11 protein-coding genes are annotated in these 13,490 nt (G+C 64.7%); all 11 read left to right on the plus strand.

Features of this window, described 5'->3' with window-relative positions:
• Positions 1-399, plus strand: a 399-nt coding sequence (locus L1787_RS13500) for a TonB-dependent receptor domain-containing protein (protein ID WP_235709371.1), incomplete at its 5' end; no start/stop codon positions are given.
• Between the two features lie 12 nt (positions 400-411).
• Positions 412-1,425, plus strand: a complete 1,014-nt coding sequence (locus L1787_RS13505; protein WP_235707332.1) for a calcium-binding protein — start codon at positions 412-414, stop codon at positions 1,423-1,425.
• Positions 1,426-1,615: 190 nt separating this feature from the next.
• Entirely contained in the window at positions 1,616-2,944 is a 1,329-nt protein-coding gene (proS, locus tag L1787_RS13510; RefSeq protein WP_235709372.1) for a proline--tRNA ligase, read from the plus strand.
• The gene (locus L1787_RS13515) at positions 2,941-4,191 is read left to right on the plus strand and encodes a lipoprotein-releasing ABC transporter permease subunit (protein WP_235709373.1); all 1,251 of its coding nucleotides are present in this window, start codon (positions 2,941-2,943) and stop codon (positions 4,189-4,191) included. Before proS ends, L1787_RS13515 begins: the two co-directional genes overlap by 4 nt.
• A gap of 1 nt (position 4,192) precedes the next feature.
• Positions 4,193-4,909, plus strand: coding sequence for an ABC transporter ATP-binding protein (locus L1787_RS13520; RefSeq protein ID WP_235709374.1), 717 nt, complete (start codon positions 4,193-4,195; stop codon positions 4,907-4,909).
• Positions 4,910-5,183: 274 nt separating this feature from the next.
• Positions 5,184-8,633 (plus strand): DNA polymerase III subunit alpha, encoded by a 3,450-nt coding sequence (gene dnaE / locus L1787_RS13525; protein WP_235709375.1) that lies wholly within the window; start codon positions 5,184-5,186, stop codon positions 8,631-8,633.
• A gap of 441 nt (positions 8,634-9,074) precedes the next feature.
• A complete protein-coding gene (locus L1787_RS13530; RefSeq protein ID WP_255720548.1) occupies positions 9,075-9,791 on the plus strand; it encodes a Crp/Fnr family transcriptional regulator in 717 nt (238 codons plus the stop codon).
• A 131-nt stretch (positions 9,792-9,922) separates the two neighbouring features.
• Entirely contained in the window at positions 9,923-11,545 is a 1,623-nt protein-coding gene (gene ccoN, locus L1787_RS13535; protein WP_235709377.1) for a cytochrome-c oxidase, cbb3-type subunit I, read from the plus strand.
• Positions 11,546-11,550: 5 nt separating this feature from the next.
• Complete coding sequence (gene ccoO / locus L1787_RS13540) at positions 11,551-12,330, plus strand: cytochrome-c oxidase, cbb3-type subunit II (RefSeq protein WP_235709378.1); 780 nt, start codon at positions 11,551-11,553, stop codon at positions 12,328-12,330.
• A gap of 9 nt (positions 12,331-12,339) precedes the next feature.
• The gene (locus L1787_RS26090) at positions 12,340-12,573 is read left to right on the plus strand and encodes a cbb3-type cytochrome c oxidase subunit 3 (RefSeq protein WP_369415098.1); all 234 of its coding nucleotides are present in this window, start codon (positions 12,340-12,342) and stop codon (positions 12,571-12,573) included.
• Between the two features lies 1 nt (position 12,574).
• A complete protein-coding gene (ccoP, locus tag L1787_RS13550) occupies positions 12,575-13,456 on the plus strand; it encodes a cytochrome-c oxidase, cbb3-type subunit III (RefSeq protein WP_235709379.1) in 882 nt (293 codons plus the stop codon).
• Positions 13,457-13,490 lie beyond the last annotated feature (34 nt).

Raw genomic sequence — 13,490 nt, forward strand, 5'->3', positions numbered from 1 at the left:
CTCGAGGGTCTTTATGACATGGGCCGGGTCTATGCCGGGCTCAACGCGACGCTCGTGCGCAGCAAGGACAATGCGGAAGGCGACACGCTGTCGTCCGTGCCGCCGAGCCGCGTCTCCGCCACGCTCGGCTTCCGCGCGTTCCACGATCGCCTCGATGCGGGCGGGCGCGTCACCTTCGTCGGCGAGAAGTCGGATGCGGAAGAGGCCGGCCTTACGGGCGATTCCTACGAGCTTGTCGACCTCTACGCGAATTGGCGGTTCGACGACAACACGTCGGCCAGCCTCACCCTCAACAACATCTTCGACGTCGATTACACGCAATACCTGAACCTTGAAGCGAGCCCCGGTTTCTCGGCCAAGCTCGCTTTGGTCAGGCGGTTCGGCGCAAACACTCAGTAAAGGGCCAATCGTATGGCAGTCAAAATCAGGCTTCACGCCGAAGGCAACCAGGGCGTCAACTACAACCAGTATCTCGACACCTTCCTCGATACGTTCACCTCGACGGGGTTCCCGTTCTTCGAGCAGAACGACGAGATGGTGCTCGTCAGCGAGCTCGACGGCCCGGACACCCAGGCGATCGTCCTCGAAGGTGCCAACTTCGCCTACGACATGGGCTCGCACACCGTGTCCGGCCGCCTCAGCAGCGTGACGCTCGGCCATCTCGGCGATTCTTATAACAACAATGGCAGCTTCGACCTCGACGGCCAGGGCCACATCACGAACTACACGCCCGTCGTGGAGTATCAGGGGCTGCGGGTCGCGAACGGCGCCAACACGCGTGGCGATTTCCACGAGATCGTCGCGGAGCTGATGTATCTCGGCGGCACCAACTCGCGCGGCGCCGAGACCTTTCTCGACGAGATCAACGGCTCCGGCCACATCCTGACCGGCACCTCCGGCAACGACACCTACAGGGGCACCGAGTTCCGTGACATCGTCCGTGGCGGCGGCGGTAATGATCGCCTCTTCGGCGAGGGCGGCAACGACAAGATCCTCGGCGGCGCCGGCCGCGACATCCTTTTCGGCGGCGACGGGAACGACATCCTGAATGGCGGCCCCGGCAACGACATCCTGAATGGCGGCATGGGCGCCGACCGTCTCGTCGGCGGTCCGGGCAATGACGTGTTCGTCTATCGCTCGGTCGAGGAGAGCAACAAGGCCGGCCGCGACGTGATCTTCGATTTCGCCAAGGGCGATAACCGCATCAACCTGCGCGCGATCGATGCCGACGAGACGACGAACGGCAACCAGCGCTTCGATTTCATCGGCGAGGACCGCTTCTCCGGCACGGCCGGCGAACTGCGTTCGGTCGAGCGCGGGGCGCACACGCTCGTGATGGCGGACACGAATGGCGACGGGCGTGCCGACTTCCTCCTCACGCTGAAGAATTATTCCGACCTCGACGCGGGCGACTTCTTCCTCTGAGGGATCCCATTCGGTCGAGAATGGAGGCGGCCGGATCACCGGCCGCCTTTTTTGTTGACCGCGCCGCCCCCGATACCCCCGGATTTCCCATCTTTTTCGCCGTGCCGGGCCGGCAGCGACATCGCTCCGATTGACCGCGGTCACACAGTGGGTCCAATACGCCCGGTCCCAGAAGTGAGCTCATCGTCCCATGCGTCTCTCCCGCGCCTTCATCCCCATCCTCAAAGAGACGCCCAAAGAGGCGGAAATCGTCTCGCATCGCCTGATGCTGCGGGCGGGCATGATCCGCCAGCAGGCGGCGGGCATCTATTCCTGGCTGCCGCTCGGCATGACCGTTCTGCAGAAGATCGCGCAGATCGTGCGTGAGGAGCAGAACCGCGCCGGCGCGCAGGAAATCCTGATGCCGACGATCCAGCCGTCCGATCTCTGGCGCGAGTCGGGCCGTTATGACGCCTATGGGCCGGAGATGCTGCGCATCATGGACCGGCATGAGCGCGAGATGCTGTACGGGCCGACGAACGAGGAGATGGTCACCGACATCTTCCGCTCGCACGTGCGGTCGTATCGGGCGCTGCCGATGAACCTTTACCACATCCAGTGGAAGTTCCGGGACGAGGTGCGCCCCCGCTTCGGCGTGATGCGCGGGCGTGAGTTCCTGATGAAGGACGCCTATTCGTTCGACCTCGACCAGGAGGCGGCGCGCAAGGCCTATCAGCGCATGTTCGTCGCCTATCTGCGCACGTTCGCGCGGCTCGGCCTCACGGCGATTCCGATGCGGGCCGATACGGGGCCGATCGGCGGCGATCTCAGCCACGAGTTCATCATTCTCGCCTCCACCGGGGAGAGCGAGGTGTTCTGTCATGCCGACATCCTGAACACCCCCGTCCCCGGCGCCGACACCGACTTCATGGGCGACCTGTCGCCGATTGTCGACGCGTGGACCGCACTCTATGCCGCGACCGACGAGATGCACGACGAAGCCGCCTTCAACGCGATCCCCGACGACAAGCAGATGACCGCGCGCGGCATCGAGGTCGGGCACATCTTCTATTTCGGCACCAAATATTCCGAGCCGATGGGCGCCAAGGTCGCCGGCCTCGACGGTGTGGAGCGGCCTGTTCATATGGGCTCTTACGGCATCGGCGTGTCGCGTCTCGTCGGCGCGGTGATCGAGGCGTGCCACGACGAAGCGGGCATCGTCTGGCCGGATTCGATCGCGCCCTTCGACGTCGCGATCATCAACCTCAAGGCCGGTGATCCGACGACCGATGCGATGGTGGAGCGGCTCGAGGCGCAGTTCGAGGCGGCCGGCAAGTCCGTCCTCGTCGACGATACCGACCAGCGCCCCGGCGGCAAGTTCGCCGCGATGGACCTCATCGGCATCCCCTGGCAGGTCATCGTCGGCCCACGCGGCGCCGCCGACGGCAATGTCGAGGTCAAGCGGCGGGCGACGGGCGCACGCGAGACGCTGCCCGAGACCGGGGCCTTCGCCTATGTCACGGAAACGGTGACCAAGTGAGGCCCTTCGGCGCCCTCGAATGGGGCATTGCGATCCGCTATCTGCGTTCGCGGCGGCGTGAGGCGTTCATCTCCGTCATCTCGACACTCTCGCTGGTCGGCATCGCCCTCGGGGTCGCCACACTCATCATCGTCATGGCGGTGATGAACGGCTTCCGCGCCGAGCTCTTTTCAAAGATCCTCGGCGTGTCCGGCCACGTCCTGATCCAACCGCTCGACGGCCCGTTGACGGACTATCGCGAGGTCGCCGCCCGGATCGACGCGCTCGACGACGTGACGCGCGCCATCCCCTTCGTGGAAGGCCAGGTCCTCGTCTCGGGCGCCGTCGGCTCCTCCGGCGCGCTCGTTCGCGGCGTCTCGCCGGAGGATTTCCGCCGGCTCGACTTCGTCTCCGGCAACATCCTCTTCGGATCGGACGAGAATTTCGGCAAGCAGAAGGGCGCGATCATCGGCTCCCGCCTCGCCCGCCAGCTCGGCGTGACGATCGGCGACGTGATCACCTTGATCAGCCCCGACGGGGCCGTGACCCCCTTCGGCGTCACCCCGCGGACCGACAATTATCCCGTGCAGGCCGTCTTCGAAATCGGCATGTCGGAATATGACGGCTCCTTCATCTATCTGCCGCTCGACCGGGCCCAGCTCTATTTCAACAAGGAGGGCACGGTGTCCGCGATCGAGGTCTATGCGAAGGACCCCGACGCGATGGACAAACTCCGCGGCGAGATCGACGCGGTCGCCGAACGACCGCTCTACATCCTCGACTGGCGGCAGCGGAACCGAATGTTCTTTTCCGCCCTCGTCGTGGAGCGGAACGTGATGTTCATCATCCTGACGCTCATCATCCTCGTCGCCGCGCTCAACGTCGTCTCCGGGATGACGATGCTCGTGAAGGAGAAGACGCGCGATATCGCGATCCTCAGAACGATCGGCGCGACGCGCGGCTCGGTGCTCAGGATCTTCCTGATGGTGGGCCTTTCGATCGGCGTCGTGGGCACTTTGATCGGCTTCGGGCTCGGCACGGTGATCGCTCTCAATATCGAGGCGATCCGGCAGTTCCTCTCCTCGCTCCTCAACACGGAGCTGTTCTCGCCGGAACTTTATTTCCTCTCCCAACTCCCCGCCGACATGGACTCGGTCGAGACGGCGGCGGTCGTCCTCATGGCGCTCGGCCTCTCCCTCCTCGCCACGATCTATCCGGCCTGGAAGGCCGCGAAGACCGATCCCGTCGACGCGCTGAAGGCTGAATAGGATGGCCGAGTTGGAGACGCCCCTCGCTCTCACCGACATCGTGCGCACCTTCGGGGACGGCCCGACGGAATTGCACATCCTGAACGGCGCGAACCTCACGGTCGCCGCGGGCGAACTCGTCGCCCTCGTCGCCCCGTCGGGGGCCGGCAAGTCGACCCTCCTGCAGATCGCGGGGCTTCTGGAGCGGCCGAACGGCGGATCGGTGCGGATCGCCGGGGTAGAGGCCGGAACGCTGAGCGACAAGGACCGAACCAAGCTGCGCCGGGACGAGATCGGCTTCGTCTACCAATTCCATCACCTTCTCGGCGACTTCACCGCTCGCGAGAACGTTGCCCTGCCGATGCGCCTTGCCGGAACGGATCCCGGCACTGCCTTGCAACGGGCGGACGAACTGCTCGACCATCTCGGCCTTGCCGCGCGCCGCACCCACCGACCCGGCGAGCTCTCGGGCGGGGAACGGCAGCGCGTCGCGATCGCCCGTGCGGTCGCGAACAAGCCGCGTGTTCTCCTTGCGGACGAGCCGACGGGCAATCTCGACCAAGGAACGGCATCATCTGTACGCGATGCGTTCCTGTCGCTTTCGCGCGAGACCGGCCTCGCCGCGCTGGTCGCGACGCACAATGAGACGCTCGCCGGCGAGATGGACCGCACCGTCACTTTGAAAGACGGGCTTATCCGGCCGTTAACCACTCCTCAATCGAATGTTCTCATCGACTGATTCGCGTTGATGTTCTCGGAACATTCCGCTACCTTCCAATCAGAACATTGGAGGGTCAGTCATGCAGCGTTTCCTTTTGGACCTTGGTGCTTTCGTCTCGTGCCTGTCGTTCATTTCCGCTTTCTATCTGTGGATGGGCTATTTCCAGGCTTCGGTCTGAGCTGCGTAACCCCTTCCCGCTCGGGTAGATGAGGAAGGGTCGTTCCCGACGATCGGGCCGGTCGCCTCGCGCCGGCCGCGCCGGGATCGCAGCGTCCGCCGAAGGAGGTGATGAGTGTTCATCCATCTGCGCGTTCACTCGGCCTATTCGCTTCTCGAAGGCGCGATCCACGCCAAGAAGGTCGTCGCCCTCGCGAAGGAGGACGGCCAGCCCGCGGTGGCCATCACCGATACGGGTAACCTCTTCGGCGCATTGGAGTTTTCCGAAGCCGCGTTCGGCGCCGGCGTCCAACCGATCATCGGCTGCACGCTTCCCGTCCGGCTCGAGGAGCGGATCCAGAACGGCAAGCAGATCGTCCCGATCGCGCGGTTGCCGCTGATCGCGGCGACGGAAGAGGGCTTCGCCAATCTCGTCCGCCTCGTCAGTCACGCCTATCTCGTCGCCGAGGGTCAGGGGGCGACCGTCTCGTTCGAGGATCTCAAGCTGTTCTCGCACGAGATCATCGCCCTCAGCGGCTGGACCGACGGCCCGGTCGCCCTCGCTTATCATTATGGCGAGATCGACGGCGCCCGCGCCGTGTTCCAGGACCTGCACGGAACGTTCGGTGATCGTTTCTATTGCGAACTCCAACGGCACGACCTTGCGGCCGAAGCGCAGTTCGAGAAGATCGCCGTCGGCCTCGCCTACGAGAACGCCGTGCCGCTGGTCGCGACGAACGAGACCTATTTCGCCAAGCGCGAGGATTTCGACGCGCATGACGCGCTGATCGCGATCGCCGAAGGCCGCCGCCTCGGCGACGACGATCGCCGCCGCCTGACGCCGCATCATCATTTCAAGTCCCAGGCGGAGATGGAGGCGTTGTTCTCCGATCTTCCCGAGGCGATCGAGAACACCGCGGAAATCGCGATGCGGTGTTCCTTCCGCCCAAAAAAGCGCGCGCCGATGCTGCCGCGCTTTCTCGCCTCCGAACGCAAGGCCGCCGGCGAGCCGGAACCGGAACAAACGACCGAGGAGGCCGAACTCGCCGCCGAAGCCGCCCGCCTCGAGCAGATGGCGCGCGACGGGCTCGAAGCACGGTTCGCAACACGCGGCCTCGCCCCCGGCGTCGAGCGCGAGGCCTATGAGAAGCGCCTGAAGCACGAGCTCGACATCATCTGCTCGATGAAGTTCCCCGGCTACTTCCTGATCGTCGCCGACTTCATCCAATGGTCGAAGGCGGAAGGTGTCGCCGTCGGTCCGGGGCGTGGTTCGGGCGCGGGCTCCCTCGTCGCCTATGCCCTCACGATCACCGATCTCGACCCGTTGCGGTTCGACCTCCTCTTCGAGCGCTTCCTCAACCCCGAGCGCGTGTCGATGCCGGACTTCGACATCGATTTCTGCCAGGAGCGTCGCGACGAGACGATCCATTATGTGCAGGAGCGCTATGGCGCGGACCGGGTCGCGCAGATCATCACCTTCGGAACGCTCCAAGCGCGCGCCGTGGTGCGCGATGTCGGCCGCGTTCTCGATATGCCCTATGGCAAGGTCGACCAGCTCGCGAAGCTCGTCCCGTCCAACCCGGCGAACCCCGTCACGCTCGGTCAGGCGCTCGAGTCGGAGCCGCGCCTCCAACAGGCGCGCGACGCCGACCCGGAGGTGGAGCGCCTCCTCAAGATCGCGCTGAAGCTCGAAGGCCTCTACCGCCACGCCTCGACCCACGCCGCCGGCATCGTGATCGGCGACAAGGCCTTGCAGGAGATCGTCCCGCTCTACCGCGATCCGCGCTCCGACCTGCCGGTCAGCCAGTACAACATGAAGTGGGTGGAGAGCGCCGGCCTCGTGAAGTTCGACTTCCTGGGCCTCAAGACGCTGACCACCATCAACCGGGCGCTCGATCTCATCGAGCTGCGGACCGGCGAGCGGATCAACCTCGACACCCTCCCGCTTGACGATCAGCCGGCTTATGAGCTTCTGGCGCGCGGCGAGACGGCCGGCGTCTTCCAGTTGGAAAGTCAGGGCATGCGCAAGGCCCTGATCGGCATGAAGCCGGACACCTTCACCGACATCATCGCCATCGTGGCCCTTTATCGTCCCGGCCCGATGGACAACATCCCGAGCTATAACCGGCGCAAGCACGACCTCGAAGACCCGGATTATCTCCACCCCGCGCTCGAGCCGATCCTCAAAGAGACCTACGGCATCATCATCTACCAGGAGCAGGTGATGCAGATCGCGCAGGTCCTGTCGGGCTATTCGCTCGGCGAGGCCGACCTCCTGCGCCGCGCGATGGGCAAGAAGATCGCCGCCGAGATGGCCGTGCAGCGCGACCGTTTCGTCGATGGTGCGGTGGAGCGCGGCACGGCGGCGGCGGACGCGAACCGGATTTTCGATCTTGTCGCCAAGTTCGCCAATTACGGCTTCAACAAGTCCCACGCCGCGGCGTATGCGCTCGTCGCCTACCACACGGCCTATCTGAAGGCGAATTTCCCGCGCGAGTTCCTCGCCGCCTCGATGACGCTCGACATGGGCAACACGGACAAGCTCGCCGACTTCCGCGCCGAGGCGCAGCGGATGGGCATCACCGTTCGCCCGCCCTCCATCATGACCTCGAAATCCGAGTTCTCGGTCGATAATGGCGACATCGTCTATGGGCTCGCGGCGGTGAAGGGCGTCGGCCGTCCGCTCGTCGAACACATCGAGGCCGAGCGGGCGAAGGCGCCTTATAAGAACCTCACCGACTTCGCCAACCGGCTCGACCCGAAGGCGGCGCCCAAGCGCGCGCTCGACGCGCTCGTCGCCGCCGGCTGTTTCGATTGCTGGGTGGGCGATCGTGGCAGCCTGTCGGCCGGGCTCGACCAGGTGCTCGGCGTCGCCAATCGCGTCGCGAGCGGTGCGGCGATGGGCCAGACCGACTTTTTCGGCGCGAGCACCGCCGCCGATATCCGCCTGCCCTCCGACGTCGTGTGGACCCCCGCCGAACGGCTCCAGCGCGAGCATGACGCGGTCGGTTTCTACATCTCCGCCCACCCTCTCGACGATTTCGGCGACACGCTGAAACGCGCGAAGGTGCCCCAATGGCGCCACTTCCCCGATGCGGTGCGGCGCGGCGAAGGCGCCCGGCTCGCCGGCGTCGTCATCTCCCGTCAGGAGCGGCGGACGAAGACCGGCAGCCGGCTCGGCATTATCCAGCTCTCCGACACCTCCGGCCAGTATGAGGCGATCGTCTTCCAGGACGTCCTCGAGGCCTGCCGGGAACGGCTCGAACCCGGCAACTGCGTCCTCCTCACCGTCTCGGCGCAGGAGCGCGAGGAAGGGCTATCGGTCCGCATCCAGCACGTCGAACCGCTCGAGAAGCTCGCCGTGCACTCGACGGCACTGACGGTGTTTCTCAACGCGCCGAACGCGATCACCTCGATCGACCGGCTGATCGAGGGCAAGGGGACGTGCGCGGTCCGCTTCGTGGCGGTCCTCGATGACGGCGGGCGCGAGGTGGAAATCGCGCTCAAGGAGCCACGTGCCGTGACGCGGTCGGTGGCGAGCGCCATCAAGGCGATGCAAGGCGTGGTCGACGTTAACTTCGCCTGAGGGTGATCGACCGGGCCTCGCACCCGTCTCCGCCTCGCCGATCGGCGGGCGGGCGCGCCGAGCCTGCCTGCTCCAGGTTCGCATTTTGCCGGCATGCGGCATCGCTCACCCGAACCGCGCGGCGGCGACGTTTCAGGCGTCGGTTGGCTACGAACCGTCGCCCGGCGTCGGCGAGGCCTCGGACGAATGGACCACTCGTCTCGAGGCCGATGATAATTTTGACTCTTGTTCTTTTCTGCAAAAGACGCGAGTGGTTCAATTCCCGCAATAGTGTACGCCCCCTCCCGATCCGCGAGGATGGCGATGGATCAGACAGACCCCGCGCGCCATGAGCGGTTGGGGTTGTGATTGATTGCGGTGACGTTGTTCGATTCAGCTTCGTGAGACGAAGGCGGAGGACCAGTGTCCATTCAGTCGGCTTTCAGCCATCCGCACCGGCCCATGACGTGCCAGCGTTGCGCGATACGCAGTCGGAGCCTGTGCGGCAGCCTCAGTGACGACGCGCTCGGCGCGTTGAGCTCGATCTCGCGTCACCGGCATTTCGCGCCCGGGCAGATCATCGTGACCGAGGGCGAGCCGGCGATCTTCGCCAATGTCGTCACCGGCATCGTCGTGGAGAAAAAGAGCCTTTCGGACGGTCGCGAGCAGATCGTTTCGATGTTCTTTTCCGGCGACTTTCTCGGCGATGCGCGACGCGTCAATTCCGATTCGACGGCGCAGGCGGTGAGCCCCGTCACACTCTGCGCGTTCGATCGGAACGCCTTCGAGCAGTTGATGGACGTCTACCCCGTGCTCACCCAGTCGGTGCTCGATTATGCGATGGCGCGCCTCGAGAATGCGCGCGAATGGATGCTCTTGCTCGGCCAGAAATCGGCGGAAGAGCGCGTCGCGACCTTTTTGATGCGCCTTGCCGCGCGGCAGGCCGATGCGGGTTGCCGGCACGTGGCCGCGCAGTCGATCGAGCCCGGCATGGCGCTCGACATCCCGATCTCGCGCGCGCAGATGGCGGCTTATCTGGGCCTTACGATCGAAACGGTCAGCCGCCGGATGACCGCGCTTCGCGATAGCGGGCTCGTTGCGTTCAAAGATGCGAGGGCGGTCCGCTTGTTAAACGTCGATGGCCTCAAAGCCGCGGCCGGAGACAACGACCGCCTATAACGACCGCCTATAGGGCAAACGGATCACTGTCCCGCACGTGTGCAACCCTCGTTTGATCGAGATCAAGGTTACGCCGGCCGACCATCAATAGCGTCTTGCCACTTTGGAATTGCACCAAGAGGCGGGAGCATATGGGCCGGTTTGCCCTCATACCAATCTTTGCGGGGGTCGCGATCCTCGCCGTCGTCGCGGCGGCGTTTGCGCGTGATCCGCAGTTCGCCACCCATATGTGGCTGATCAGCGCCGTCTCGATGATCGTCGTGATTTTGCAGGCGCGCCATATCGAATGGGAAGCCGACGGCACCATCGCCATGAAGGCGAAGGAGATCGACGGCTATGTCGATGGCCCGATTCGCGCCGGCGTGATCGCGACGGTGTTCTGGGGCATCGCGGGCTTCACGGTCGGCGTGCTGATCGCGCTGCAACTCGCCTTTCCCGACCTCAATGTCGAGCCGTGGTTCAATTTCGGCCGGCTGCGCCCGCTCCACACCTCTGCGGTGATCTTCGCCTTCGGCGGCTCGATCCTGTTGACGACGGCGATGCACGTCGTCCAGCGGACCTGCCATGCCCGCCTCTTCGGCGGCGAGGGGTTCGCCTGGTTCATCTTCTGGGGCTACCAGATGTTCATCGTGCTCGCCGCGACCGGGTATCTGATGGGCGTCACCCAGTCGAAGGAGTATGCCGAGCCGGAATGGTATGTCGACCTCTGGTTGACGATCGTCTGGGTGTGCTTCCTCATCCAGTTCCTCGGTACGATCATCCGCCGCCAAGAGCCGCACATCTACGTGGCGAACTGGTTTTATCTCGCCTTCATCGTGACGATCGCGATGCTGCACGTTGTCAACAACTTGGCGATTCCGGTGTCGGTCTTCGGCTCGAAGAGCTACGTCGTCTTCGCTGGCGTCCAGGATGCGCTGACTCAGTGGTGGTACGGCCATAACGCGGTCGGCTTCTTCCTCACCGCGGGCTTCCTCGCGATGATGTATTATTACATCCCGAAGCGCGCGGAGCGGCCGGTCTATTCCTACCGGCTTTCCATCGTCCACTTCTGGTCGCTGATCTTCCTCTATATCTGGGCCGGTCCGCACCACCTCCATTATACGGCCCTTCCCGACTGGGCGCAGACGCTCGGCATGGTGTTCTCGGTGATGCTGTGGATGCCCTCTTGGGGCGGCATGATCAACGGCCTCATGACGCTGTCGGGCGCGTGGGACAAGCTGCGCACCGACCCTGTCCTGCGCATGATGGTGATCGCCGTCGCCTTCTACGGCATGTCCACCTTCGAGGGGCCGATGCTGTCGATCCGGGCGGTCAACAGCCTCTCCCACTATACGGATTGGACGATCGGCCACGTGCATTCCGGCGCGCTCGGCTGGAACGGAATGATCACCTTCGGCGCAATCTATTATCTGACGCCGATCCTGTGGAACCGGCCGGGTCTCTACTCGCTGCGCCTCGTCAACTGGCACTTCTGGCTGGCGACGCTCGGCATCGTTCTCTACGCGGCTTCGATGTGGGTCTCCGGCATCACGCAGGGCCTGATGTGGCGTGAGATCAACTCCGACGGCTACCTCGTCTACTCCTTCGCGGAGACCGTGGCCGTGCTCTTCCCCTTCTACGTGATCCGCGCTTTGGGCGGCATCCTCTACCTCGCCGGCGGCATCCTCATGGTCGTGAACGTCGTCCAGACGATCCGCGGCCGGGTGGCCGGCGAACCGTCTCGCGACGCGGTCGCGCTTCAGCCTGCGGAGTAAGTTCGATGTCGACCTCTGAAAACACCGCCGCCGAAGCGCCGGACGCGCCGCGCAAGCGCAAATGGTACAGCCACGAATGGCTGGAGCGTAACATTACGCTCCTCCTCATCGGCACCTTCATCACCGTCGCGATCGGCGGCATCGTCGAGATCGCACCGCTCTTCTATGTCGACAACACGATCGAGGAAGTGGACGGCATGCGGCCGTATACGCCGCTCGAACTCGCGGGTCGGAACGTCTATATCCGCGAGGGCTGCTATCTGTGCCACAGCCAGATGATCCGCCCCTTCCGGGACGAGGTCGAGCGGTATGGCCACTACAGCCTCGCCGCCGAGTCGATGTACGACCATCCCTTCCAGTGGGGCTCGAAGCGGACCGGGCCCGATCTCGCCCGCGTCGGCGGCCGCTATTCCGACGCCTGGCACGTCCAGCACCTCATCGACCCGCGCTCCGTGGTGCCGGAGAGCATCATGCCGACCTATGCCTTTCTCCTCGATCGGCCGGTCGACGCCTCCATGATCAAGGCGGACCTCGAGACCAACCGCGCCGTCGGCGTGCCTTATACCGACGACATGATCGCGATGGCGCAGCGTGATCTTCTCACCCAGGCCGGCATGACCAACGACCGCACGATCACCGAACGCTATGGCGACCGGGTCAATGTGCGCGACTTCGACGGCGACCCGCGCGGCGTGAGCGAAATGGATGCGCTCGTCGCCTATCTGCAGATGCTTGGAACGCTCGTCGATCTTTCCAATTTCGAGCCCGAGCCGGCAGGACGCTAGGAGGACGGTATGGATTACCACTCTCTGCGTGCATTCGCCGACACGTGGGGCCTCCTCCTCCTCGCCGGCCTCTTCATCGGGATGTTCATCTTCGTCTTCCGGCGCGGATCGAGCGCTCAATATAGGCGCGCCGCCCGCATCGCCCTCGACGCGCCCGAACACGCTCCGGCCAGCGTGAAGGCCAAACCCGAACAGACCTCCGGCACGACCCCGAGCCGACACGAGACAAAGGACGATCAGTGACATGAGCGCTGAGAAGAAACACGTCGACGAGCCGACAGGGGTCGAGACGACCGGCCACGTCTGGGACGGCATCCGCGAGCTCAACAATCCGCTGCCGCGCTGGTGGCTGTGGATCCTCTACGCGACGATCGTCTGGTCGGTGATCTACATGGTGCTCTATCCGGCGATCCCGCTTCTGAAGCAGGCGACGCCCGGCCTCCTCGGCTACTCGACCCGCGAGGTCCTCGAAAAGGACCTCACCCGCGTCGCCGAGAGCCGCACCGAACTCGACAGCCGCATCGCCTCGATGTCGCTGGACGAGATCGCGGACGATCCGACCCTTCTCGACTATGCGCAGCGTTCGGGCGCCTCCTCTTTCAAGCTCGTCTGCGTCCAGTGCCACGGCTCCGGCGCGACGGGCTCGCAGGAGCTCGGCTATCCGAACCTCAACGATGACGCCTGGCTCTGGGGCGGCACGCGCGAGCAGATCTTCACGACGATCAGCCACGGCGTGCGCAACGACACCGATCCGGCCGCGCACACCTCCATCATGCCCGCCTTCGGCGCGATGGGGCTCTTGAACCGCCGCCAGATCAACGACGTCACCGATTATGTCCTCTCGCTGTCGGGTGCCGATCATGACGCCGAGGCGGCGACCGCCGGCAAGGCGACTTACGAGGCCCAATGCGCCGTCTGTCATGGCGCGACGGGCGAGGGAAATCAGGATGTCGGCGCCCCCCGCCTCAACGATGCGCTCTGGCTCTATGGCGGCTCGCACGCGGCGATCGTCGCACAGGTCACCGAGCCGCGCCTTGGGGTGATGCCCGCCTGGCAGGACTATTTCGACGATGCCACGCGCAAGAAACTCGCGCTCTATGTCTATTCGCTCGGCGGCGGTCAGTAGGTCGCACCGCTGCCGTGTGGATCGTTGATCGAGA

This window comes from Acuticoccus kalidii, assembly GCF_021556395.1.
GTDB lineage: Bacteria > Pseudomonadota > Alphaproteobacteria > Rhizobiales > Amorphaceae > Acuticoccus > Acuticoccus kalidii.

Bases quoted from the DNA above. Each gene is read 5' to 3' on its own strand.
- ccoO (WP_235709378.1), top strand. From the start codon at position 11,551: ATGTCGACCTCTGAAAACACCGCCGCCGAAGCGCCGGACGCGCCGCGC.
- L1787_RS13530 (WP_255720548.1), top strand. From the start codon at position 9,075: ATGACGTGCCAGCGTTGCGCGATACGCAGTCGGAGCCTGTGCGGCAGC.
- ccoP (WP_235709379.1), top strand. From the start codon at position 12,575: ATGAGCGCTGAGAAGAAACACGTCGACGAGCCGACAGGGGTCGAGACG.
- L1787_RS13505 (WP_235707332.1), top strand. From the start codon at position 412: ATGGCAGTCAAAATCAGGCTTCACGCCGAAGGCAACCAGGGCGTCAAC.
- proS (WP_235709372.1), top strand. From the start codon at position 1,616: ATGCGTCTCTCCCGCGCCTTCATCCCCATCCTCAAAGAGACGCCCAAA.
- L1787_RS26090 (WP_369415098.1), top strand. From the start codon at position 12,340: ATGGATTACCACTCTCTGCGTGCATTCGCCGACACGTGGGGCCTCCTC.
- ccoN (WP_235709377.1), top strand. From the start codon at position 9,923: ATGGGCCGGTTTGCCCTCATACCAATCTTTGCGGGGGTCGCGATCCTC.
- L1787_RS13520 (WP_235709374.1), top strand. From the start codon at position 4,193: ATGGCCGAGTTGGAGACGCCCCTCGCTCTCACCGACATCGTGCGCACC.